The 23,538-nt window shown below is 45.1% G+C and carries 19 protein-coding genes and 1 riboswitch; of the genes, 14 read left to right on the forward strand and 5 right to left on the reverse strand.

Going from position 1 to position 23,538, the window contains the following annotated elements; genetic code table 11:
* Positions 1–15: 15 nt before the first annotated feature.
* From V7M78_RS08430 to ehuA, 7 genes are all read left to right on the forward strand, one after another.
* Positions 16–498, forward strand: coding sequence for an Lrp/AsnC family transcriptional regulator (locus V7M78_RS08430; protein ID WP_333648382.1), 483 nt, complete (start codon positions 16–18; stop codon positions 496–498).
* Positions 495–1,664: an aminotransferase class I/II-fold pyridoxal phosphate-dependent enzyme gene (locus tag V7M78_RS08435; protein WP_333648384.1), complete on the forward strand. Its 1,170-nt coding sequence runs from the start codon at positions 495–497 to the stop codon at positions 1,662–1,664. Before V7M78_RS08430 ends, V7M78_RS08435 begins: the two co-directional genes overlap by 4 nt.
* A gap of 3 nt (positions 1,665–1,667) precedes the next feature.
* On the forward strand, positions 1,668–2,162 hold the full coding sequence (locus V7M78_RS08440; protein WP_333648386.1) for a tRNA (cytidine(34)-2'-O)-methyltransferase: 495 nt from the start codon (positions 1,668–1,670) through the stop codon (positions 2,160–2,162).
* A gap of 144 nt (positions 2,163–2,306) precedes the next feature.
* Positions 2,307–2,444: riboswitch (cyclic di-AMP (ydaO/yuaA leader) on the forward strand.
* 213 nt (positions 2,445–2,657) lie between these two features.
* Positions 2,658–3,578 carry an ectoine/hydroxyectoine ABC transporter substrate-binding protein EhuB gene (ehuB, locus tag V7M78_RS08445; protein WP_333648388.1) on the forward strand — a complete coding sequence of 307 codons (921 nt, stop codon included), beginning with the start codon at positions 2,658–2,660 and terminating at the stop codon, positions 3,576–3,578.
* A 31-nt stretch (positions 3,579–3,609) separates the two neighbouring features.
* Entirely contained in the window at positions 3,610–4,257 is a 648-nt protein-coding gene (gene ehuC, locus V7M78_RS08450; protein ID WP_333648390.1) for an ectoine/hydroxyectoine ABC transporter permease subunit EhuC, read from the forward strand.
* Position 4,258: 1 nt separating this feature from the next.
* The gene (gene ehuD, locus V7M78_RS08455; RefSeq protein ID WP_333648392.1) at positions 4,259–4,912 is read left to right on the forward strand and encodes an ectoine/hydroxyectoine ABC transporter permease subunit EhuD; all 654 of its coding nucleotides are present in this window, start codon (positions 4,259–4,261) and stop codon (positions 4,910–4,912) included.
* 22 nt (positions 4,913–4,934) lie between these two features.
* A complete protein-coding gene (gene ehuA / locus V7M78_RS08460; protein ID WP_333648394.1) occupies positions 4,935–5,702 on the forward strand; it encodes an ectoine/hydroxyectoine ABC transporter ATP-binding protein EhuA in 768 nt (255 codons plus the stop codon).
* 112 nt (positions 5,703–5,814) lie between these two features.
* Here ehuA and V7M78_RS08465 read toward each other — a convergent pair whose 3' ends face one another.
* Both V7M78_RS08465 and V7M78_RS08470 read right to left on the reverse strand, forming a co-directional pair.
* Positions 5,815–6,504: a response regulator gene (locus V7M78_RS08465; protein WP_333648396.1), complete on the reverse strand. Its 690-nt coding sequence runs from the start codon at positions 6,502–6,504 to the stop codon at positions 5,815–5,817.
* Positions 6,497–8,092 (reverse strand): sensor histidine kinase, encoded by a 1,596-nt coding sequence (locus V7M78_RS08470; protein ID WP_333648398.1) that lies wholly within the window; start codon positions 8,090–8,092, stop codon positions 6,497–6,499. Before V7M78_RS08470 ends, V7M78_RS08465 begins: the two co-directional genes overlap by 8 nt.
* Before the next feature lie 185 nt (positions 8,093–8,277).
* Here V7M78_RS08470 and V7M78_RS08475 point away from each other — a divergent pair, with 185 nt between their 5' ends.
* From V7M78_RS08475 to V7M78_RS08485, 3 genes are all read left to right on the forward strand, one after another.
* On the forward strand, positions 8,278–9,447 hold the full coding sequence (locus V7M78_RS08475) for an NAD(P)-dependent malic enzyme (protein ID WP_333648400.1): 1,170 nt from the start codon (positions 8,278–8,280) through the stop codon (positions 9,445–9,447).
* Position 9,448: 1 nt separating this feature from the next.
* Complete coding sequence (locus V7M78_RS08480; RefSeq protein WP_333648402.1) at positions 9,449–10,750, forward strand: 2-hydroxycarboxylate transporter family protein; 1,302 nt, start codon at positions 9,449–9,451, stop codon at positions 10,748–10,750.
* Between the two features lie 250 nt (positions 10,751–11,000).
* Positions 11,001–12,827, forward strand: coding sequence for a flavocytochrome c (locus V7M78_RS08485; protein ID WP_333648404.1), 1,827 nt, complete (start codon positions 11,001–11,003; stop codon positions 12,825–12,827).
* A gap of 79 nt (positions 12,828–12,906) precedes the next feature.
* Here the strand turns inward: V7M78_RS08485 and V7M78_RS08490 are convergent, their stop codons facing one another.
* The 3 genes from V7M78_RS08490 to V7M78_RS08500 form a co-directional block, all read right to left on the reverse strand.
* Positions 12,907–14,310, reverse strand: coding sequence for a sensor histidine kinase (locus V7M78_RS08490; protein WP_333648406.1), 1,404 nt, complete (start codon positions 14,308–14,310; stop codon positions 12,907–12,909).
* 321 nt (positions 14,311–14,631) lie between these two features.
* Positions 14,632–15,342, reverse strand: coding sequence for a response regulator transcription factor (locus tag V7M78_RS08495; protein WP_333648408.1), 711 nt, complete (start codon positions 15,340–15,342; stop codon positions 14,632–14,634).
* Between the two features lie 18 nt (positions 15,343–15,360).
* A complete protein-coding gene (locus V7M78_RS08500; RefSeq protein ID WP_333648410.1) occupies positions 15,361–17,751 on the reverse strand; it encodes an endonuclease MutS2 in 2,391 nt (796 codons plus the stop codon).
* A 352-nt stretch (positions 17,752–18,103) separates the two neighbouring features.
* Here V7M78_RS08500 and V7M78_RS08505 point away from each other — a divergent pair, with 352 nt between their 5' ends.
* The 4 genes from V7M78_RS08505 to V7M78_RS08520 all read left to right on the forward strand — a co-directional run bounded on the left by V7M78_RS08505 (position 18,104) and on the right by V7M78_RS08520 (position 23,503).
* Positions 18,104–19,411, forward strand: a complete 1,308-nt coding sequence (locus V7M78_RS08505; protein ID WP_333648412.1) for a S1C family serine protease — start codon at positions 18,104–18,106, stop codon at positions 19,409–19,411.
* Between the two features lie 47 nt (positions 19,412–19,458).
* Positions 19,459–20,412: a 3'-5' exoribonuclease YhaM family protein gene (locus tag V7M78_RS08510; protein ID WP_333648414.1), complete on the forward strand. Its 954-nt coding sequence runs from the start codon at positions 19,459–19,461 to the stop codon at positions 20,410–20,412.
* A 189-nt stretch (positions 20,413–20,601) separates the two neighbouring features.
* Complete coding sequence (locus V7M78_RS08515; RefSeq protein ID WP_333648416.1) at positions 20,602–21,315, forward strand: response regulator transcription factor; 714 nt, start codon at positions 20,602–20,604, stop codon at positions 21,313–21,315.
* The gene (locus tag V7M78_RS08520; protein WP_333648418.1) at positions 21,287–23,503 is read left to right on the forward strand and encodes a sensor histidine kinase; all 2,217 of its coding nucleotides are present in this window, start codon (positions 21,287–21,289) and stop codon (positions 23,501–23,503) included. The genes V7M78_RS08515 and V7M78_RS08520 overlap by 29 nt, the downstream gene beginning before the upstream one ends.
* Positions 23,504–23,538 lie beyond the last annotated feature (35 nt).

Genomic DNA, 23,538 nt, shown 5'->3' on the forward strand with positions numbered 1-23,538 from the left:
CAGGAGGTAAGGATTATGAGGGAAAAGATACTGGCAGTGATTGAAAAAAACAGCAGGATTGATTTAAAGGACCTGGCAATTCTTTTAGGAGAAAGCGAGGCTGCCATTGCCAATGAGATTGCGGAAATGGAAAAAGAGCGGATTATCTGCGGCTACCACACCCTGATTAACTGGGATAATACCAGTGATGAAAAGGTGGTGGCTCTGATTGAGGTTAAGGTAACTCCCCAGCGGGGAATGGGATTTGACAAGATTGCAGAGCGCATTTATCAGTACAGCGAGGTAAATGCCGTTTACCTCATGTCAGGGGCCTTTGACTTCACCGTATTTATCGAAGGAAGAACCATGAGGCAGGTTGCCCAGTTTGTTTCCGAGAAGCTTTCACCCATGGAATCGGTGTTAAGCACAGCCACTCATTTTGTCCTGAAAAAATACAAAGACCATGGCACTGTTCTTGCAGAAGAAACTACCGATGAAAGGATGCTGATCACTCCATGAGAAATCCATTGTCAGACCGAATCGTAACGATTCCTCCTTCCGGAATCCGGAAGTTTTTTGATATTGTCAGCGAGATGAAAGACGCCATTTCCTTAGGCGTGGGAGAGCCTGACTTTGATACGCCCTGGCATATCCGCGAGGAGGGAGTTTATTCCCTGGAAAAAGGGCGGACCTTTTATACCTCCAATGCCGGTCTTAAGGAATTGAAGGTGGAGATATGCAGCTACTTAAGCAGACGCTTTGGCGTTTCCTATGACTCTGATCATGAGGTAATGGTGACGGTAGGAGGCAGTGAGGCCATTGACGTGGCCTTAAGAGCCATGCTGGACCCAGGTGATGAGGTGCTGATTCCCCAGCCCAGCTACGTTTCCTACGTTCCCTGTACCATTCTGGCAAACGGTGTTCCGGTGATCATTGAACTGGAAGAAAAAGATGAGTTTAAGCTGACGCCGGAAAAGCTTCTGGAAAAGATCACACCAAAGACCAAGGTTCTGGTTCTGCCCTTCCCCAACAATCCCACGGGAGCTGTCATGGTGAAAGAGGAACTGGAAAAGATCGCTGAAATTGTGGTTGAAAAGGACTTGTTTATTATATCCGATGAAATTTATGCGGAACTTACTTATGGCGGCCAGCACACCACCATTGCAGCCCTTCCGGGCATGAGGGAAAGAACCGTTCTCATTAACGGTTTTTCCAAATCCTATGCAATGACCGGCTGGCGCCTCGGCTATGCCGCTGCTCCCAGGCTGATCTTAGAGCAGATGTTAAAAATCCATCAGTTTGCCATCATGTGCGCCCCCACTACCAGCCAGTATGCGGCTATAGCAGCTCTTAAGGACGGGGATAAGGATGTTCAGGCAATGAGGGAATCCTATGACCAGAGACGGCGCTATTTAAAACATGCTTTTGATGAAATGGGGCTGGAATGCTTTGAGCCTTACGGTGCTTTTTACATGTTTCCCAGCATCAAGCGGTTTGGCATGACTTCTGATGAGTTTGCCACCAGACTGTTGATGGAGGAGAAGGTAGCGGTTGTGCCGGGCACTGCATTTGGAGACTGCGGAGAAGGCTTTCTGCGGATTTCCTATGCTTATTCCCTGAAGAATTTAAAGGAAGCATTAAGCCGCATCAGCCGATTTGTAAATAAACTGGATGGAAAGGCGTAAACTATGAATGTGGTATTATTGGAGCCGGAAATGCCGGCCAATACCGGAAATATCGGACGGACCTGCGTGGCTACGAATACAAGGCTGCATTTGATCGAGCCATTGGGTTTTAAACTCAATGACAAGCTGATCAAGCGGGCAGGACTGGATTACTGGGATAAGCTTGACGTGACCGTATACAGCGATTACCAGGACTTTCTGGACAGAAATCCGGGAGCCAAGATCTACATGGCTACCACCAAGGGGCAGCATGTGTATACGGATGTAGCCTATGAGCCGGACTGTTTTATCATGTTCGGCAAGGAAAGTGCAGGAATTCGGGAGGATATTCTTGTGGAAAATCAGGACCGCTGTGTCAGAATCCCTATGTGGGGAGATATCCGGTCTCTTAATTTGTCGAATTCTGTATCCATCGTGCTGTATGAGGCTTACCGTCAAAATGGCTTTGAGCATATGACCATGGAGGGAGAACTTCATCATCTGCACTGGAATAAATGAGCTTTTATTTCCCAAGGACATAGGAGAAATTACTGCCTATGTCCTTTTTTGTTGAAAAAAGGGTGATTTACAGAAAAAGGGATTTACGGTTGACATGGCTTTTAATTTATGTTAGCCTTTTATAAGAGCATAAAAAACTCAGTGAATTAATTTTTGCTGAATTTCCAAAAGGAAAACGGGGGAACCATTTTCTGGGGTGCATTGGCTTGTGTTGGAGCAGGCCATAGGGTAGTTTCTGCCCGAACCCGTCAGCTAACCTCGTAAGCGTGTGAAACAGAATTTTAATTAACAATTCTTTTAAATGAATCAATCATTCATTTGTTTCATTCAGATTTAAATTGATACGTTTATTTTTTCTTTTGGGCCTTACAGCCCTATTTGTGTTACCCAAAATCCAACAAAACAAAATTAAATAAGCGCTGTAGACGTTTTTTACTGCTCTTAACTTTATTTCCGGCATTTTTAGTGCCGCAGATATTAGAAGGGAGAGATGTTATGAGTTTATTTCACTCAGAAACAAAAAACGTAAGAAGAATCTGCTTCATGCTGCTGACAGCTGCAATGGTCACCTTTTCATTTACAGGGTGTGCAAAGACGGGGAGTCAAAATAGTTCCTCGGGTGCGGCAGCAGGTGAAACCACACTTGAAAAAGCCCGGAGAGAAGGCTCTGTAACCATTGGCTTTGCCAATGAAAAGCCCTACGCTTACCAGACAGCTGAGGGAGAGCTGACAGGAGAAGCAGTGGAGGTTGCCCGTGCGGTGCTTAAAAACCTGGGCATTGATGAGATGAAGGGAGTGCTCACGGAGTTCGGTTCCCTGATTCCGGGACTTCAGGCCAAGCGGTTCGATATGGTTACAGCGGGCATGTTTATTACCCCCGAGCGGGCAGGCGACGTAAGCTTTGCAAATCCTGAATACAGCATAGGCCAGGCCATTGCCGTAAAGAAGGGAAATCCCCTTGGGCTTCACAGCTATGAGGACATTGCAGGCCATGAAACTGCCCTGGTTGCCGTACCCGGCGGAGCAATCGAGTATGATTACTTAACAGCCGTTGGCGTGGCTAAGGACAGAATTGTGACAGTTCCCGATATGCCCTCCGCTCTTGCAGCTTTACAGGCAGGCCGTGTTGATGTGATTACTGCCACAGGCCCCTCCTTACAGGCTACTCTGGATACGGCAAATAATCCGGATTTCGAGCGGGTAACTGATTTTGAGCAGCCTGTTATAGATGGAAAGAGTGTCCGGGGATACGGAGCTACTGCTTTCAGAAAAGAAGATGGAGATTTTGTTGAGGCATTTAATGAAGAGCTTAAGAAGCTGCAGGATTCCGGAGAATTGCTGAAGATCCTTCAGGAATTTGGATTTACGGAGGAAGAGCTTCCCGGAGATATGACGCTGGAGGAACTGATCAAATAATGGATATCAAGAGAATAAGGGGGTGGCGTATTTGAGCACATACGAAATATTTGCCTCTCTGATTAAAGTGGGAATGAAAGTCACTGTTGAAGTCACCATTTTTTCCGCTGTTCTGGCCCTTGCATTAGGTTTTATATCCGGTCTGGCACGAATGTCGAAGTATAAAGTAATCCGCGTTATTTCAAGTGTGTATATTGAAATTTTCAGGGGTACTTCCCTGCTGGTGCAGCTTTTCTGGATTTACTTTGCTCTTCCCATTGTGGGAATCCGGTTCTCAGCAGTCAGCACTGGAGTTCTGGCTATAGGGCTCAATTATGGGGCCTACTGCTCTGAGATCGTACGAAGCGCCATCCAGGCAGTACCCACGGGCCAGACGGAAGCCTGCATTGCCCTGAATATGACGAGAGCTCAGCGTATGAGAAGAGTCATCATACCCCAGGCATTTGCGATGATGATTCCCAATCTGGGCAACCAATTGATCGAGCTGTTAAAAAGCACTTCCCTGGTTTCCATGATCACGCTGACAGATCTGACTTATCAGGCCAATATTTTAAATGCCACCACCTTTGAAACTACCAAGGTGTACAGTATGCTTCTGATCATATATTTTCTGATCGGGCTTCCCCTGTCTAAGGGTATGAAGCTGTTGGAGCGAATAGTTTCAGAAGGGAGGGTTTAGCATGTGGAACTGGGACTACGCTTTTTCCATACTTCCTCAGATACTGTCTGCTTTGGGGATCACCGTAAGCGCAACTTTTTTCGGGTTTTTACTGGCTTTATTTTTAGGGCTGGTGTTATCGGTTCTGACCCGGCTGAATATAAAAGCCATATCCTTTGCTGTAAAAGGAATTGTACAATTTATAAGAAATACGCCGCTTTTGGTGCAGCTTTATTTTATTTTTTATGTGCTGCCTGAGTTTGGAGTGACTCTTAAGCCGTTTACGGCCGGTGTAATCGGTCTGGGCATTCATTACAGCACTTACTTATCAGAGGTGTTCAGAAGCGGGATTGAGTCTGTTCCTGCCGGACAGTGGGAGGTGGCAAAGGCCCTGAACTTTTCCCAGCCTCAGGCATGGGCAAAGATCATTCTGCCTCAGGCACTTCCTCCGGTCATTCCTGTCATAGGAAACTATCTGATTACCATGTTTAAGGAAACGCCTCTGCTGTCGGCCATAACCCTGGTGGAAATATTGCAGACAGCCAAAATAATCGGGGCAGGTTCCTTCCGATATCTGGAGGGATTTACCATTGTGGGAGTTATATTTTTCCTGTTGAGCTACCCCTCTTCCCGAATGGTCAAGAAACTGGAGGTTCAGCTTGGCAGAAAAAGCTGATTGACACGGAAAGGAGTATGTTATGACACCGATTGTCAGCTATAAAAAGATTACAAAAACATATGGAGACTTAGAAGTTTTAAAAGATATTGATTTTGATATTTATCCCGGGGAAAAGGTGGCCTTAATCGGGCCCAGCGGCTCGGGAAAAACAACTTTAGCCAGGCTTTTGATGACCTTGGAGGAGCCCAACTCCGGAACCATTGAGGTGGAAGGGAAAAATCTGTGGCAGGAAGAGATCAATGGAAAGCTTGTCAGGGCAAAGGGAAAGCACCTTCGGGAAATGAGAAAGAATATCGGCATGGTTTTTCAGCATTTCTTCTTGTTTCCTCATATGACGGTCTTGAAAAATGTGATGGAAGCCCAGGTAACAGTTCTGGGGCTTTCCAAAGCAGAAGCAAGGCTTCGGGCGGAAGAAATGATCGAAAAGGTAGGGCTGAAAGATAAGCTGGACGCTTATCCGGCCCAGCTTTCAGGCGGCCAGAAGCAAAGGGTTGCCATTGCCAGGGCCTTAGTTATGAAGCCTAATATCATGCTTTTTGATGAGCCCACTTCTGCCCTGGACCCGGAGCTGGTAGGAGAGGTTTTGGAGGTCATTAAAGAAATCGCCTTTGAAAGTGACATGACCATGCTTCTGATTACCCATGAAATGGATTTTGCAAAGGAAGTTGCAGACCGGGTGGCCTTTTTCAATGAAGGCGTCATAGCGGAGCATGGTTCCCCGGAGGAGATTTTTAACAATCCCCAGACGCCCAGGCTTCAGTCGTTTTTGTCCAGGTTTAATTCATAGAAAAAAGAGGCAGATGCCTCTTTTTTTCTTGTGCGCTCAGATCAGGCGCATGTTCTAATGGGTGAAAGCTCCTGGTCCTCCTGGTGGTGTGGGAGGACTGTAGATAAAATAGTTAACTATCTCCTACCCGATTATACCTGTATATAATGGAGGGCCGTCCACCAGTGGCATAATCAATATCACTGACAATTTGTTTTTTATCCAGAAGATAATTCATATATCTGCGGACTGTTACGCGAGATAGATGAACCTCTTCTGCAATCATTTCACTGGTAAGGGCATCGCCAGGGTGCTTCTTCATGTAGGACAAAATGGTATGCAGAGTTTTTTCCTGAAGCCCCTTTTGAAGCCCCTCTTGCCGGAAAGGAGGCCCTGTGGAAAGCTCAAAAAGAGAATCCAGCTGCTGCTGAGAGAAAGTCTTTTGTCTGAGTAGTTCCTGATGCTCCATAAACCGTGCCAGTGCGTGATTAAAACGGACATACTCAAAAGGCTTCACCAGATAATCAATGACTCCCAGTCCTAGCAGCTGCTTTACATGAGAGGCATCGGTTGCTGCAGTTACCATGATGACATCTATGTGTTTTTGAAGCTTTCGTATCTCAGTAAGAAGTTCCACTCCGCCCATTACCGGCATATAAACATCCATAATTGCCAGGTCAGCAGGATGATTCTTCAGGTAGTCAAGTGCTTCTTTTCCATTGGAAAACTGACCGGTTACCTTTAAATACTTGTTTAATTCCACATATTGTCTGTTAATGGAAGCCACCATGGGATCATCCTCTATAATTATTACCTTATACATGATATTCCTCCTCTGCAAAGGTGATAGTAAATGAAGTACCGGTATTTTCTTCGGATTCCATCTCAATGGTTCCGTGATGCTGGTATACCAGCTTGTTGATCAGGAACATACCAGATCCGCGTCCCTCGCCCTTTGTGGAAAATCCTCTTTCAAAGATTTTATCCTGCATGTCAACAGGGATTCCCCTTCCGGTATCATCAACAGAAAGGATGCTTCCTGATTGCCATATATTGATACCCACATTAATTTCCTTAATGGAGGTGTTTTGGTCATTTAATTCTTCAATCGCATTTTCAATCAGATTTCCCAGAATGGTAATATATAAATCAACAGGTAGATGAAGCTCTGACTCTGTACAGGAGCTATCGGGCTTGATGGTGAGGTTGATGCCCAGTTCACCGGCACGGATAATCTTCCCGATTAAGAGGGCGGCTATGCTGGAAACTTGTATTTGTTTTGTTACCTCACTGATAGCCAGGGTAGAAGACATACTTGTATTAATGATAAAATCAGTCACTTTCTCCGGATGTCCCATTTCGATAAAGCCCAGGATCACATGAAGCTTATTTTTAAATTCATGGTTTAATACACGCAGTGTTTCCACCATGTACCGTGCTCCCGTCAATTCCTCTGCCAGACGGGTGTATTCCGTTTTGTTGCGGAAAATGGATACAGCACCTGTAGTTTTTCCGTTTTCTATGATGGGAATCCGGTTTGATATGATGTGCTTTCCGTTTATCATAAGACTGATATTATATTCCGGTATACCTGTCTGAAGGACATGAGGAAGTTTGGTTTCCGGATATAGATCAGTGAGTATTGTTCCATGTTCAGGCATAGTATCCAGATCCAGTAATTTTTTGGCTGATTCATTGATCAGGCTCAATTCTCCTTTGGCATTAATAGCAAAGATTCCTTCCTCCAGGGCATCAAGCACTTCTTTCCTTTCAATATGAATCTTACGGAATTCTTCAGGCCTATAACCCAAAAGAATCCTTTTCAATCGGTTGTATAGTATTTGAGAAACAATATAACCAATGGAAAGAAGTGCCAGAGCTAAAAGGAAAAATACAATAAGAATATTTCTTGTGCTCTGGGAAATGTTAGCGGTCAGCACAGAGACCATTACAAAGCCAAGGATTTTACCCTGCTCATCCGTTATGGGAAAGAATGCACGACGCTGACTTCCAAGAGTTCCTTTTCCATTTGTGATGTATGGAGAAGAGCCATTTAAAATAGGAGTTTCATCACCGCCTACGAAGCTTTTTCCGATTAGAGCCTTATTATTATGATAAAAACGGATGCTGTCAATATTACAGATGGTAACAACATCAATATAATCCAGTTCCTCAATCAGCATATCCATGTGTTGGTTAAAGGACTCCGAAGGCTGTTCTTTTTTTAGCATATCTGCCACTCCAGGCATTCTGGAAATAAAGATACCGGCGTTTTTTATATTCATATCCAGAGAATTTTTGTTTGTCACCAGATTATAATGCAGAGACACACCCAAGGACAGTAAAATAGCAAGGATGATGCTGAAAACTTGGGAAACATATATTTGGTATTCCAATGGTTTTTCGTTCATGACATCCCCTCCTGATACCCCTTATTGTATTAGATGCAGAGTGGAAAATCAACGGGATAATTTTAAAATCTGTTTTCTTTACCTACATAAGTCTTTAATAATGTTCACAAGATGTTAAAGGGCCGTAATCAGTGATAATATAAAAACTATATTAACGAGTTAACGAAAGGGAAAGGTGAAAGATTATGGATTATAACAAACTTGCACTGGAGCTGCACGAAAAAAACAAAGGAAAAATAGAAGTAATCTCAAAGGTAGAAGTAAAATGCAGAGAGGATTTGAGCACTGCATATACACCGGGTGTGGCAGAGCCATGCAGAAAAATCAGAGATGATAAATCCCAGGTATACCAATATACTGCAAAAGGGAATCTGGTGGCTGTAGTTACAGACGGAACAGCAGTGCTGGGATTAGGGGATATTGGTCCGGAAGCAGCAATGCCGGTAATGGAAGGTAAATCGATTCTTTTTAAAGTTTTTGGCGGAGTGGATGCATTCCCTATTTGTCTGGATACAAAAGATACAGAGGAAATTATCAAAACCGTACGTTATCTGGCACCTGGTTTTGGAGGAATCAATCTGGAGGATATTTCAGCTCCCAGATGTTTTGAAATAGAACGCCGGTTGAAGGAAGAATTGGATATTCCGGTATTTCATGATGATCAGCATGGAACTGCAATTGTGGTATCAGCCGGAATTATTAATGCCTTAAAGGTAGTGGGAAAGAAAATTGAGGAGGTAAAAACGGTTATCAATGGAGCTGGCTCTGCCGGTATTTCAATCTGCAAACTCTTATTAAGCATCGGAATGAAGGATATTATTCTGGTTGATAAAAAGGGAGCGCTGGCAGAAGGGGAAGAGTGGATGAATGATGCCCAAAAGACCATGGCTCAGGTTACAAACTCAGAAAATAAAAGGGGAAATTTAAAAGATATCATGGAAGGAAGAGATATCTTTATCGGAGTCTCAGCTCCCGGAGTGGTTACATCCCAGATGATTGCTTCTATGGCAAAGGATGCGATTGTATTTGCAATGGCAAATCCAACACCTGAAATCATGCCTGAGGAAGCAAAAGAGGGCGGAGCGAGGATTATTGCAACAGGGCGGTCCGATTTCCCCAATCAGATTAACAATGTGCTGGTATTTCCGGGAATCTTCCGGGGAGCCCTTGATGCAAGGGCCACGGACATTACCGAAGAGATGAAGATTGCGGCTGCTTATGCAATTGCAGGAATTATAAAGGAAGAAGAGCTGACAGAAGAATACATCATACCAGGTGCCTTCGATGAACGTGTTGCAAAAGAGGTAGCAGAAGCGGTGAAACAAAAAGCTGTGGAGCAGGGGGTAGTAAAATAAGATGGAAAACAAAAAAAGTACTTTGGACTTTCCTGCTATGAATATTAAAATATCCGGAATTCCATTGCCTATTTATCTGGCCTTTACCATAATTACCGGGGTTTCTATTGCAGTGAAGTGGCTTCCTTCAGGAATGATCGGTGCATTGCTGGTTATGATGATATTAGGAGGGCTTTTTAATATCATTGGAAATAATCTGCCTATTGTCAAAACCTTTTTGGGCGGAGGAGCAATTGTGTGTATCTTTGCTTCTGCTGCTCTGGTTTATAGTGGTTTAATTTCGGAAGATATAGTGGAAAACGTAGACCAATTTATGAACAAAACCGGTTTTTTGAATTTCTACATAGCTGCTTTGATTACCGGAAGTATTCTTGGTATGGACCGGTCCCTTCTGTTAAAAGCAGCAGTGCGGTTTCTGCCAGTTGCACTATGCGCAATGAGTTTGGCAATATTAAGTGTCGGTATGGTAGGAGCTTTGGTCGGATATGGATTTGTGGATGCGATTATGTATGTGGCAATCCCCATGATGGGAGGCGGAATGGGAGCGGGAGTGGTTCCTTTATCGGGCATGTATGCGGAAGCTCTTCATACAGATTCAGCAGCCATTATATCAAGGATGATACCGGCATCTACTTTGGGGAATGTAATGGCAATTGTGGGGGCAGGATTGCTTGCAAAACTGGGAGATATAAAACCAGGCTTAACTGGAAACGGTCTTCTCATGAGGAATCATAATTCTGAAATGAGCGAAAAAAACAACTCTTCTGTCAGTCTGGAAGAATTGGGAATTGGAATGATCACCGCAATGGTTTTCTTTTTAATGGGGGTTATTATTAATAAATTTGTTCCAGCGGTACATTCTTATGCATGGATGATTATTCTGGTGGCTGTTAGTAAGGGAGGTGGTTTCATTCCTGCTAAGTTTGAAGATTCAGCACGTCAGTGGTCACAGTTTGTTATGAAGAACTGGACCAGTGCTCTTTTAGTGGGAATTGGAATTTCCATGATTGATTTAGGAGCAGTAGTTAAGGCAGTAAGTCCTATGTATCTTCTTCTTGTTTTCGTAGTAGTAGGAAGTGTTTCAGTAGGTGCTGGAATTGGTGGCCATCTGGTTGGTTTTTATCCGGTAGAGTCTGCAATTACGGCAGGGCTTTGTACTACAAATATGGGCGGAACAGGAGATATTGCGGTTCTTTCAGCGGCTAAAAGAATGGAACTTCTGCCATTTGCCCAGATTGCAACCAGGATCTGCGGTGCACTCATTCTGATTGTGGCAAGTATTCTGACTCAGATATTATTTTAAATATAGTTAATAGGATATAAACAGATCCTCCAATGAAGAGTTTTCAAAATAATAATTGCTTTTTTTAGAATAACAGTTATTATGGAAAATACTTTTTGGAGGATTTTGTGATATGGTTTATCTCTTTATTTTTTTTACTTACATAAGTTTTTTTATATTCCAAAGCTTTTTAAGTAATATAATGTATGTTAAATTTTTGTTAAAGTTTTGATAACACTGTCACAGACAGAGAAAATATAAGGAGAAAGATATGAAAAAAAGAAAATTGATAGGTTTTGCTGCCATAGCGGCAGCAGTGATTGTGCTTTCAGGTTGTTCGGTTGATACCGGATCAAACAAATCAGCAGAAGAATCGAGTGTGAAGGAAACAGTCGCGGAAAGCAAGCCGGAAGAAGAGAAGCAGGCAGATATTGTTATTATCGGAGCAGGGGGAGCTGGTATGACAGCGGCTATTGAAGCGGCCAAAAAGGGAGCTTCTAATCTTGTTGTATTGGAAAAAATGCCGATTACAGGAGGGAATACCGTGCGTGCTACAGGCGGCTTAAATGCAGCCGAAACTCCCTATCAAAAGGCAGAGGGAATTGAAGATTCCATTGAGCTGTTTATAGAAGATACCATGAAGGGAGGAAAGGATTTAAATGATCCCAAGCTTGTACAGGTGATGGCAGAACAATCTGCGGATGCAGTTGCATGGGTGAATGAAATAGGCGGAGACTTATCGGTAGTAGGGCAGTTTGGCGGAGCCAGCGTCAAGAGAATTCATCGCCCCACTGACACTTCTGCAGTAGGCCCCATGCTTGTAAAAGCCCTTAATGCAAAGCTGAAGGAACTGGATATACCTGTATTTCTGGAAACAGAGGCAGTGCATATTTTACTTGATGGGACAGGTGCCGTTGAGGGAGTACAGGTAGTAACAAAGGGAGGGGAACCTTATACCATATCTTGTAAAGCCGTGATTCTGGCAACGGGAGGCTTTGGAGCAAATTCTGAGATGGTAGTGAAATACAGAAAGGATTTGGCGGGTTTTTTCACTACCAATCATTTAGGTGCTTCCGGTGATGGAATAGTCATGGCTGAGGAGCTGAAGGCAGGGCTTGTGGATATTGATCAGATTCAGACCCACCCAACGGTTAATCCGGATACAACTACTATGTACACGGAAGGGGTCCGTGGAAACGGGGCAATTTTAGTCAACAATTCTGGAAACCGTTTTGTCAATGAACTGGAAACGAGAGATGTGGTTTCAGAGGCCATTTTAAGCCAGGAGGGGGGGACCTGCTTTATTGTATTTGATCAAAGCGTAAGAGAAAGCTTATCCGCTATTGAAAAATATATTGACCAAGGCATTATTATACAGGGGAATACGCCGGAGGAACTGGCCAAAGCCATAGGAGTTGACGAAACTCAATTAAAGAAAACCCTGGATCAGTATGCACTTTACCAATCGGAGGGAACTGATACGGAATTTGGAAGAGAGAGTATGGAGGTACCGGTAAATCAGCCGCCTTACTATGCGGGACTGTGTGCGCCTGCTGTTCATCATACCATGGGTGGCGTCAAGATTGACACGGATACTCAGGTGCTAAAAGAGGATGGAAGTGAAATACCTGGGCTGTTTGCAGCCGGTGAAGTAGTTGGAGGTGTTCACGGAGCAAACCGTCTGGGAGGCAATGCTGTAACAGATATCGTGGTCTTCGGACGATTGGCTGGAAGTTCGGCTTATGACTATATCATGGAAAACGGTGGATTTACTGAGAGGACCATGGAGCCGGTACAAGAAGAGGAAGCAGTGCAGCCCGAAGTAAAGGGAAATTACAAAGACGGAACTTACACTGGAACCGGAAAGGGAAACAACGGAGATATTACAGTAGAAGTGTTGGTAGAAGACGGTAGTTTGGTAACTATAAAACTCATAGACCATGATGAGACACCGGGAATTTACGAGGCAGCAGAAAAAACTGTCACTGCTTCCATTATCAAGACTCAGAGTGTTGAGGTAGACGGGGTATCTGGTGCAACCAACTCTGCCAATGGAATCAAAGAGGCAGTTGCAGCAGCTCTTGAGAATGCCAGGTAATAAAATATAATCAAAAACAGCAAAGTCCGGGCTTATGCCTCGGACTTTGCTGTTTTTGATTAGAGCCGTGTGGTTCTGGCTATAAATTGGATGCTTTAGGCAGGCTGAATATAAATTCAGACCCAACCCCTTCTGTACTGACCACATCAATATTTTCTCCATGGGACTGGATGATTTCCTTGACAATGGCAAGTCCAAGCCCTGTTCCCTTCTTATCCTTTCCTCTGGACAAATCCGTCTTGTAAAACCGTTCCCAGATTTTCTTTAAGCTGTCCTTTGGAATTCCAATTCCAGTGTCCTTGATGGAAATAAAAATCTTTTCGTATTTGCTGGAAGCCTGGATATAAATGGTGGAATCCGGATGGCTGAACTTAATGGCATTGTCAATCAGGTTGTAAAGAACCCTCTGAATCTTTCCAAGGTCTCCGTAAACCATCTGGATGCTGTCGGAAAAGATTAAGTCAAAGGTGATGTTTTTCTCATTGCAGGTGCCTTCAAAGGAAGCAGCCGTATCCTTGATAACCCGGTTAATGTCAAAATTAGTGCGGTTTAAATAGCCCTTGCTGTCCAGAGAATTAAGGGTTAAAAGGCCATGGGTCAGGCTGTTGAGCCTCTCTGTTTCTGATATAACCCGTGTTAAATACTTCTCATACAGTTCCGGCGGAATGGTTCCGTCCAGAATTGCCTCCAGATATCCCTTAATAGAGGTCAAGGGAGAGCGGAAGTCGTGGGAGACATTGGCAATAAATGTTTTCTGGTACTCGTCCATTTTGTTCATCTCGTCCGACATGTAGTTGAGGGTGCCGGCCAGATAACCCATTTCATCTCTGGTATTGACTCCAATGTGATGGGTTAAGTTTCCCTGGGCGTACTCGTTGGCTCCTGCCGTGATCTTCTTAAGAGGGAAGTAAACGGTTCTCGTAAACACCAGAAGGATGATCAGGGATAGGCCGAATAAGACGGCAGATGAAATGTAGATAATATTTAAAATTCCATCTCGCTCCGCTTTTAAATAAGATACGGGAAGATGAACCGCCACGTATCCGTAGGTGGTATAATTTCCCGTTATGGGAGCATGGACGCTTAACACCTCTTCCGGAAATTGGTTATAATAATTTCCGATGGTATAGGATTTATTCCCCATAAAGGTGGGGTCAAAGTCTTCGATGACCTGCCCCTCTATTCCCGGAGTCCTGCTGTCTGCCACCACCTTGCCCTGACGGTCCATAATCCAGATCTGGGCATGGAGATAGCCAACTTCTTTCAGCATTTCAGGATAAGAAGAAAGATATCTGTTTTTTCCCTGATACATGCCGCTGTAAGAGGAAGCAATCTGGTTGGCTTCGTCATACAGGCTTTCCGAATGATGGCGGAGCAGATAACGGTCCGTGATTTCGGAGGAAAAGGTGGCAATGGATATGAATCCTAAAAGGCCGAACAGCAGGTAGCCAAGGATGAATTTGTAGTAAAGAGAGTGTGTCACTGGTGTTTTACCTCTATTTTTTCATATTTGACAAATAAGGAAAGTTGACATATAATATACTTAACAAGAGAGCCGAAAGCTAGATACAGCCTAGCCGCCGGTAGTTATGTAGCTAAAAATAGCGCCTTATCTTACCAGGACAGGGGCGCTGTTTTTTGTGCCTAACAAGTGTAATAATGGCACAAAGCATGGTAACAAATGCAAATAATTCAGTCCATGATACCATAAGCACCAACCTCCTTCCTGGCGGTTGGCGTAATCGCCCCTTCGGCTCCCCGGGTAAGTATATTATATTGTCAAAGTACTTTCTATCTTCTGGTTTTACCTCTTCACCTCAAACTTATAACCAATCCCCCAAACCGTAGTCAACGCCCATCCTGCGTGATCCTTAATTTTTTCCCGAAGCCGTTTGATATGGACATCCACAGTTCTGGTATCACCGATATACTCATACCCCCAGATGTGATCCAGAAGCTGCTCCCTGGTAAACACCTGGTTTGGAGAGGAAGCCAGGAAATACAAAAGCTCCAGCTCCTTGGGAGGCATTTCCACAGAATGCCCTTTGTAGAGAACCGAGTAATTGGTGAGATTTACAATCAGATCCGGGTACTCCACGTAATCCCCCTGCTGGTCCCTGTTGGGAGTGGCTGGTATCTGGGAGGTCTGGTAACGTCTTAAGACCGCTTTCACCCGGGCCACCAGCTCCTTGGAATCAAAGGGCTTAATCATATAATCATCAGCCCCCAGTTCCAGGCCTAAAACCTTGTCAAAGACCTCTCCCTTGGCTGACAGCATGATAATAGGAACCTGGGAGAGGGAACGCATCTCCCGACACACCTGATAGCCATCCATGCCGGGCAGCATTAAGTCTAAAAGCACCAGATTGGGCTTAAACTCCGGGAATACCCGGAGAGCCTCTTCCCCGTCATTGACGATTGTCGTTTCATAACATTCCTTCAGTAAATATAGGGAAATTAATTCTGCAATGTTGTTATCATCATCTATAATCAATATCCGCTGCTTTTCAGCCATGGTAAACCTCCGATCAGTCTATTTAAAGAAAACAATGGTTACTCCGGAATCCCCTTCACCGAAAACGCCCAGCCGGAATTCCTTTACATATTTTAATCGTTTTAAATGCTTGTGGACCGCATTTTTTAACGCCCCGGTTCCCCTGCCATGGACAACCCGCACCTGGGGAAGGTGAGCCAAATAAGCGTCATCCAAATATTTGTCTAACTGGGGAATGGCCTCATCCGTGGTCATTCCGATCAGGTTGATCTCAGGCGATATGGAAAAGGACTTGGACATGCGGGTGGAACTGCTTCCGCTTCCTATTTTTTTGGAACCGCCCCCGGAAGGAGTGGAAACTGATTTTTCCTGCAAAAGCTCTAAGTCGGAAATGTTGACCAAAGAGCGGAGAATTCCCATTTGCACATATAAATCTCCCTTTGCATTGGGGAGAGAGCTGACAGTTCCGTTTAAATTCATGCTTATGACCCTGACTCCGTCTCCCAGCCTCAGGGTCTTGGGATCGATTCCTTTTCCTGACTGCTGTTTTTCTTTTCTCAAGGACAGGGAGGAATCCACTTCCTGCAATTTGCTTCTCAGCCTGCTCCGCTCTGCTTCCAGTTCCTTGTTAACGCCTGAGTCCGCTGCCAGCTTGTTGATCTGGCGTATGGTCTGGTCAGCCGTATCCTTGGCATCCCTCAGAATTCTCTGAGCCTCTTCCTTGGCATCCCGGATCATCTTGTCCTTACGCTCGTCAAGCCGTTCTTCTTTCTGGGTCAGACGGGCCTTTAACTGCTCGATTTCCCGCTTATAGGATTCCACATGAATCCGCTCCCGCTCAATGGTAACCCTGTTTTCCTCCAGATGAGTCAGCAAATCTTCAAAAGTCTCATCCTTGGCCTCCAAATGAGTCTTAGCATCCTCAATGATATAATCGGGAAGCCCCAGCTTTTTTGAAATGGCAAAAGCATTACTCTTTCCCGGCACACCGATTAAAAGCCGGTAGGTAGGCTGTAAGGTCTCTACATTGAACTCGCAGCAGGCATTTTCCACGCCTGGAGTGGTCAGGGCAAATACCTTTAACTCACTGTAATGGGTGGTAGCCATGGTGCGGCATTTCATGTTGTGGAGGAAGGTCAAAATAGCAATTGCCAGAGCCGCTCCCTCAGTAGGGTCTGTTCCGGCCCCCAGTTCGTCAAACAGGCACAGGGAGTTGCTGTCTGCCTTATTGAGAATCTGGACAATGTTGGTCATATGGGAGGAGAAAGTACTTAAGCTTTGCTCAATGCTCTGCTCGTCTCCGATATCCGCAAACACCTCGTCAAACACAGCCAGATCAGAACCGTCAAATGCCGGAATGTGAAGGCCTGCCTGTCCAATAAGGGTGAATAAGCCCACTGTTTTTAAGGAAACCGTCTTACCGCCTGTGTTGGGACCGGTGACGATTAAAAGGTCAAAGCTGCGGCCCAGGTGGATGGTGATGGGAACCACTTTGGAAGGGTCCAGCAGGGGATGGCGCCCTTCTTTAATATTGATAATTCCTTTTGTATTAAATACAGGCTCACTTCCATTGTAATGTCTGGACAGAGCTGCCTTTGCAAAGATAAAATCAAGCTGGGTAATGGTTCTGAAATTGGTTTCCAGCTCCTCCAGATAAGGAGCAAGCTGGTTGCTTAAGTCAGCCAGGACCATTTCAATTTCCTTCTGCTCCTGTATCTCCAGGGTCCTTAAGTCATTATTCAGCTTTACAATTGCCATTGGCTCAATAAACAAGGTGGAACCGGTGGAAGACTGGTCGTGGATCATACCGGAAACCTGGGATTTGTGTTCCGCTTTTACCGGAAGGCAGTAGCGCCCGTCTCTCATGGTAATGACCGCATCCTGGAGATAGGACCGGCTGGAATTTAAAATAGAATTCATCTGGGTGTGAATTTTATCGTTGATAGACTTCATAGAGCGCCTTACATGGCGAAGCCCCGGACTGGCATCGTCGCTTACCTCTTCTTCGGAGAGGATGCACCGCTTGATTTCCGTGTTAACCGGAGTCAATGGCTCCAGAATCCGGAAAAACTCTTCCAGGGAATCCTCAGAACCTTCCTCCTCCTCATGACGGCCGTAAGCCTTTGCTCTGGCTGAAACCGTGAGAAGGGTGCTGACGGCAAGGATCTCTGAAATACTTAGAGAACTTCCTACCTCCAGCCGCTTTAAAGAAGAGCGGATGTCCTTAACGCCTCCAAAGGAGATACTTCCTTTTTGGCGGACCCGGGTTGCGGCATCGGTGGTCTCTTTCTGAGACTGGACGATTTCTCCGTAGTCTGTGGAAGGGACCAGATTCCTGCACAGCTCTTTTCCGAAATCACAGGAAGCGTATTCCGTAAGCTGTGCAATAATTTTATGGTATTCTAATGTTTTTAATGCTTTATGGTTCATAGATTGTTCATTCTACTTTCTTATAATATTTACGTAACTGTTCAGTACGGCGGAGTAATGGAGTCAAAATCAGCATCAAGCTTGCTTGTAAGCTGGTTTTTACATCATTATTCTCATCGGAGCAACCTTCGATGCATCTTGTATGACTGAAGGTCATGCAAGATGATTTACATATTGAACAGTAATAATAAATTTTGCCGTGAATGGTGTCGGATACAGTATAACATAAATAAGAGGAAAACTGCAATCCTCAGGTTGGTTTCCAGCCTGGTCAAAGTTCAAAGGTTTTCCTTGCATAAAAAGGCGAAGAACCTTATAATAGTATTTAAGTCTTCTGCAAAGGAGGGTAAGTATGCCGGAACATAACGGACCAGATGATAAGAGGGACAAACCCCGTCAGTTTATCAATGAAAAGATAGTAAGGCAGCCCATGTCAAAGAGGGACATGTTAAAGAGAATTTTGGGACTTTCCATGACCGGAGTTATTTTCGGAATGGTTGCTGCGGTTACGTTTGTCGTTTCCCTGCCTGCCGCTGAGAAGTTTTTTGCCAGGGAATCCAGGGAAGAAAGCACTCCTGTTACCATACCAAAAGATGATCCTGAGGCAGTACCCACTGAGACAGAGACAGAACCAACGGTTGAAACAGAACCCATTGAAGACATATTAAAGTCAGCCATGGAAAAGTATCCTTTTTCTGTGGAGGATTTAAATACTCTGTACGCGAATTTAAAAGGTGTCGTTCAAAAAGCAGACAAGGGTGTGGTAGCAGTCCATTCTGTAAGGACCCAGAAGGACTGGTTTGACAATCCGGTGGAAAATGTGGGCCAGTTTGCAGGTGTGGTCATCGCCTCCACAAACCAGGAGTTTTTAGTTTTGACTCCGGAAGGTGCGGTGGAAGACGCAGAAGCCATCCGAGTGGTGTTTTTTGACGGAACTGAGGTGCCGGGCACCATCAAGCAGACGGATAAACCGTCAGGCATGGCTATTGTCAGTGTTTCCACAGATGGCCTTGGCAAGACTCTGCTGGAGGAAGTAAAGGCCATTGAGCTTGGAAATTCCTATTCTGTCAAACAGGGGGATATGGTCATAGCCATAGGCGGACCTGCAGGTATGATCCACTCTTCCGGTTATGGATTTATCACCTACATCACCAGAAATGTCCAGGTCACCGACGGCATTACCCGTATCCTTTATTCTGATGCAAAGTCCAATGCTGCAACAGGTACATTTCTCATGAATACGGCAGGGCAGATCATCGGCTGGGTGACAGACCAGTATAAAAATGACAGCAGCAAGGATATGACGGCTGCCATGGCTATTTCCGATTATAAGAGCATTCTGGAACGGATGAGCGGAGGCGTTGCATTCCCTTACTTTGGAATCAGGGGTCAGGAGGTGAGCGCCGCCATGAACAGCAAAGGAATGCCTTTGGGGGTTTACGTGGTGGATGCAAACGGAGACGGACCTGCTTATAACGCCGGAATTCAGAGCGGAGACATCATAACCGCCATGGGAGAGGAATCCATTGTCACAATGAAGGATTTCCAGGTAGCCCTTGAAAAGTTAAATGCGGGAGATTTAATATCTGTGACCGTTTCCCGCAATGGGAGAGAAGAATATAAAGAGATTCAATATCCGGTAACCATTGGAGCCAGGTAATTTTCCTGGCTTCCATGTTGCCTGAAGCTAGAATATGGAGGAAAAGAATGAGATATATTGAATCATTCCGGGAAGGAATGCATGTTTCAGATGTGTATTTATGTAAAAACAGGCAGATTGCTCTTACCAAGTCAGGAAAAGAGTACGGAAACCTGATTCTGCAGGACAAGACCGGTACGGTCGATGCCAAGATCTGGGACTTAGGCTCTCCGGGAATTGGGAATTTTGAGACACTGGACTATGTATACGTGGACGCAGATGTGACCGTGTTCCAAAATTCCAACCAGTTAAATATCAAACGGATCAGAAAAGCCGGGGAAGAAGAATTTACTCCAGGCGATTACTTACCTGTATCCTCCAAGAATATCGGACTGATGTACGAAGAACTTCTCGGCTTCATCAGAACCATAAAAAGTCCTTATCTGAAAAAGCTTCTGGAAAGCTTTTTTGCGGACGACCCTGCTTTTGCTAAGGCGTTTCAGTTCCATTCCGCAGCCAAAAGCGTTCACCACGGATTTGTGGGCGGACTGCTGGAGCACACCTTAAGCGTGATCAAGCTGTGTGATTACTACGCAGGCTATTATCCCGTCATCAACCGGGATCTGCTGATTACGGCAGCAGCCTTTCATGATATCGGAAAGACCAAAGAGCTTTCCACATTTCCGGAAAATGATTACACCGACGACGGACAGCTTCTGGGCCACATCATCATAGGAACAGAAATGGTGGGAGAGAGGATACGGACCATTGACGGTTTCCCGGAAAAGCTGGCTTCTGAATTAAAGCACTGCATTATTTCCCATCACGGAGAACTGGAATACGGCTCTCCCAAAAAACCGGCCTTAATTGAAGCCCTTGCCTTAAACTTTGCAGATAACACAGATGCAAAGATAGAAACCATGATCGAAGTGATCAAAGGGGCGGGAGAAAATAACGGCTGGCTGGGCTTTAACCGGCTGATGGATACGAATATAAGAAAGACTTCCGAGGACGTCCGATAAGCCTTTTGGCAACCCGGATTTCCTTAAAGGGGCCCAAGGGAAAATCATAACTTTCCTTTGGGCCTTTTATATTTAAAATTTAGAAATTGTTTCGTTTTCCCGGTTATTGGATTTAAGAATGGTTGGGTATCCTTATGGCATACCAGTGTGTCTAAAATCATGGGCGTAAATGAAGAAAGGAGTAATCAGATGGAGAGAAACCACATTTTACTGGTGGAGGATGATAAAGAAATCAGAGAAGGGGTAGAGATTTATTTGAGAAGCCAGGGATACCAGGTATTTCAGGCGGCAGACGGAATTGAGGGCCTTAAGATACTGGAGCGGGAAGAAATCCACCTTGCCATTGTGGATGTGATGATGCCCCGCATGGATGGTATCACCATGACGGTGAAACTGAGGCAGAACCATGATTTTCCGGTCATTATTCTGTCGGCAAAATCAGAGGAAGTGGATAAGATCATGGGGCTTAATATCGGGGCCGACGATTATGTGTCAAAGCCTTTTACCCCCATGGAACTGCTTGCCCGGGTCAATTCCCAGCTCAGGCGGTATGGGAAGTACATGGATATGCTGGAAGCCAAGGAAGAAAAGGAAAAAAGCAATGTCTATGTCATAGGCGGCCTGGAACTGAACGAAGATACGGTGGAGGTAATGGTAGATGAAAAGCCTGCCAGGCTCACTCCCATAGAATTTAAGATTCTTGCCCTTCTTATGAAAAACCCGGGGCGGGTGTTTTCCGCAGAAGAGATTTACGAGAGAGTCTGGAATGAAAGAGCTGTCAATACGGATACAATCATGGTTCATGTAAGGAAGATCCGGGAAAAAATCGAGATCAATCCCAGGGAACCCAAATATTTAAAGGTGGTGTGGGGAGTTGGATACAAAATTGAAAAACAGGCATAGGATCAGCCTGATCCTTGCTATAACAGTGGTATTGTCGGCAGCGGCAGTCATGGTGGGCCTGTACCCATTTTTTAAAAATGAATCAGCCAGGTATGAAGAACAGGTCTACGAAGATGAATCCTTCCTCCGGAAGCTGGTATCAGGCAATTACGTCCTTGCCATGGAGCAGGCACAGCGTGAGCAGGGAGAGGTGATTTCTCCTTTCCGGTATTTTTTTCCCCAGGCAGAAGAACAAAAGAGCGTGGGAGAAGAAGCCCCAGTGATTGAAGGGGAATCAGCCGTTCAGGAATATGAAGAAGGGCCGGAGGATAAAAATGAATATTTAAAGACTCTGCGCAAAAACATGATGCAGGAATACGAAAGCTGGGGCCGGGAATTTGGCAGTGTGCGTCATTACGTGGATTATCAGATTCTGGGTGAAAACGGAGAAATATTATCCGATCATGCCCAGGGACGCTCCATTTCTCAAAGCGGGGAGTATGTATTTAAGGCAGTGCTTCATTACGACAGCCTGGGCCGTATGGAGGTGGCGGAGGCAGACGGAGAGAACGCAGCAGGCTTTGGAGGCAGAATCCAGTCATATGGAGAGCGGGATCCCATGGAAAACAGCTATTGGGGACAATACATTTATGAACCTGAGCTGAAGTTCACAAGCCCCAGGAATATAACCTTTGCCTATGGTATGACAGCCCAGCAGGCTGCTGCCCTTAAGGAGACTCAGGGAACAGACTGGAACTCCTATCATGTCTCCGGAGTTATACCCTGGGTTTTTCTGGGGCTTGCGTGCGCAGTGGGAATTCTGGCCTTTCTTTTTTCCTGCTTTGATGTTACATGGGCAGAGGACAGCCGGATTTTGAGAACTCCCTTTGAAGCGGTATTTGCTGTTGGCTGCGGTGCGGCAGCTTTTGGGGCCGGGCTTACGGGCCTTGTGGCAATGACCAACCGAGGAGAACTGGAAAATACCCTTCTCCGGGCCAACTTCCTTCCAACTGCCGCCGGTGTGATGGTAAAACTATGGAACCTGCTTTGGTGGGCCCTGCCCTTTGCAATCGTATACTGGGCCGTCTTATGCATGAGGGATGTGTTTCACATCGGCCTTAAGGCATACATCAGGGACCGGACCTTTTTCGGGTATTTCTGGAAATGGGTAAAATGGCTTTGTAGGAAGGTCTATGATTTTTTATCTGGAGTTGATCTCCAGGATCAGTCGGATAAAACCATTTTACGGATCATAGGTGTGAACTTCATCATTCTGGCAATTCTCTGCAGTCTGTGGTTTTTGGGAATTGGAGCTCTTGTGATCTATTCCATCGCCCTGTTTGTTCTTATGAGAAAATATTACAGGGATTTAAGCCAGAAATACGGTGTGCTTTTAAAGGCCACCAACCAGATCGCAGAAGGAAATTTAGAGATAGCCATTGAAGAAGATCTGGGCGTATTTGAACCCTTTAAAAAGGAAATCCAGAAGATACAGAGCGGGTTTAAGGTGGCTGTAGACGAGGAAGTAAAAAGCCAGAAGCTGAAAACAGACTTAATCAGCAACATGTCCCACGATTTGAAAACACCTTTGACTGCCATTATAACCTATGTAAATCTTTTAAGAGAAGAGCATGTGACTCCGGAACAGCGAAAGGCCTACATTGACATTCTGGAACAAAAGTCCATGCGCTTAAAGTCTCTTATAGAAGATTTGTTTGAGATCAGCAAGGCCAACAGCAACAATGTCACCTTAAACTTAGAGGATGTGGACATTGTCAGCCTCTTAAAGGAAGTCAGCTATGAACTCAGTGATAAGATAGAAGAGTCTGCCATTGATTTCCGCTGGAATCTGCCCGATGAAAAAATAGTCCTTCCCCTGGACAGTCAGAAGACCTACCGGATATTTGACAACCTTTTAACAAATATCATCAAATACGGAATGCCTGACACCAGGGCCTACATTGATATGAAAAAAGAAGATGGCTATGTGACCATCACCTTAAAAAATATTTCCGCCTCCGAACTGACCTTCAACCCCCAGGAGATTACGGAGCGGTTTGCCCGGGGCGACCAGTCCCGCAACACGGAAGGGTCAGGCCTTGGAATGGCGATTGCCAAAAGCTTTGTGGAGCTTCAGAACGGAAGGCTTCAGGTGGAAGTGGAAGCTGATTTATTCCGCGTTCTCATCCGGTGGCCCATCCCTTTGTAAAATGCCTTTGAAAAAGATTTTGAAACCTGCTTGAA

The organism is Lacrimispora sp. (assembly GCF_036758025.1).
Classification (GTDB): Bacteria; Bacillota; Clostridia; order Lachnospirales; family Lachnospiraceae; genus Lacrimispora.

Excerpts from the sequence above, each read along its gene's own strand:
- V7M78_RS08430 (WP_333648382.1), top strand. The coding sequence starts at position 16 with ATGAGGGAAAAGATACTGGCAGTGATTGAAAAAAACAGCAGGATTGAT.
- V7M78_RS08435 (WP_333648384.1), top strand. The coding sequence starts at position 495 with ATGAGAAATCCATTGTCAGACCGAATCGTAACGATTCCTCCTTCCGGA.
- V7M78_RS08440 (WP_333648386.1), top strand. The coding sequence starts at position 1,668 with ATGAATGTGGTATTATTGGAGCCGGAAATGCCGGCCAATACCGGAAAT.
- ehuB (WP_333648388.1), top strand. The coding sequence starts at position 2,658 with ATGAGTTTATTTCACTCAGAAACAAAAAACGTAAGAAGAATCTGCTTC.
- ehuD (WP_333648392.1), top strand. The coding sequence starts at position 4,259 with ATGTGGAACTGGGACTACGCTTTTTCCATACTTCCTCAGATACTGTCT.
- ehuA (WP_333648394.1), top strand. The coding sequence starts at position 4,935 with ATGACACCGATTGTCAGCTATAAAAAGATTACAAAAACATATGGAGAC.
- V7M78_RS08465 (WP_333648396.1), bottom strand. The coding sequence starts at position 6,504 with ATGTATAAGGTAATAATTATAGAGGATGATCCCATGGTGGCTTCCATT.
- V7M78_RS08470 (WP_333648398.1), bottom strand. The coding sequence starts at position 8,092 with ATGAACGAAAAACCATTGGAATACCAAATATATGTTTCCCAAGTTTTC.
- V7M78_RS08475 (WP_333648400.1), top strand. The coding sequence starts at position 8,278 with ATGGATTATAACAAACTTGCACTGGAGCTGCACGAAAAAAACAAAGGA.
- V7M78_RS08480 (WP_333648402.1), top strand. The coding sequence starts at position 9,449 with ATGGAAAACAAAAAAAGTACTTTGGACTTTCCTGCTATGAATATTAAA.
- V7M78_RS08485 (WP_333648404.1), top strand. The coding sequence starts at position 11,001 with ATGAAAAAAAGAAAATTGATAGGTTTTGCTGCCATAGCGGCAGCAGTG.
- V7M78_RS08495 (WP_333648408.1), bottom strand. The coding sequence starts at position 15,342 with ATGGCTGAAAAGCAGCGGATATTGATTATAGATGATGATAACAACATT.
- V7M78_RS08500 (WP_333648410.1), bottom strand. The coding sequence starts at position 17,751 with ATGAACCATAAAGCATTAAAAACATTAGAATACCATAAAATTATTGCA.
- V7M78_RS08505 (WP_333648412.1), top strand. The coding sequence starts at position 18,104 with ATGCCGGAACATAACGGACCAGATGATAAGAGGGACAAACCCCGTCAG.
- V7M78_RS08510 (WP_333648414.1), top strand. The coding sequence starts at position 19,459 with ATGAGATATATTGAATCATTCCGGGAAGGAATGCATGTTTCAGATGTG.
- V7M78_RS08515 (WP_333648416.1), top strand. The coding sequence starts at position 20,602 with ATGGAGAGAAACCACATTTTACTGGTGGAGGATGATAAAGAAATCAGA.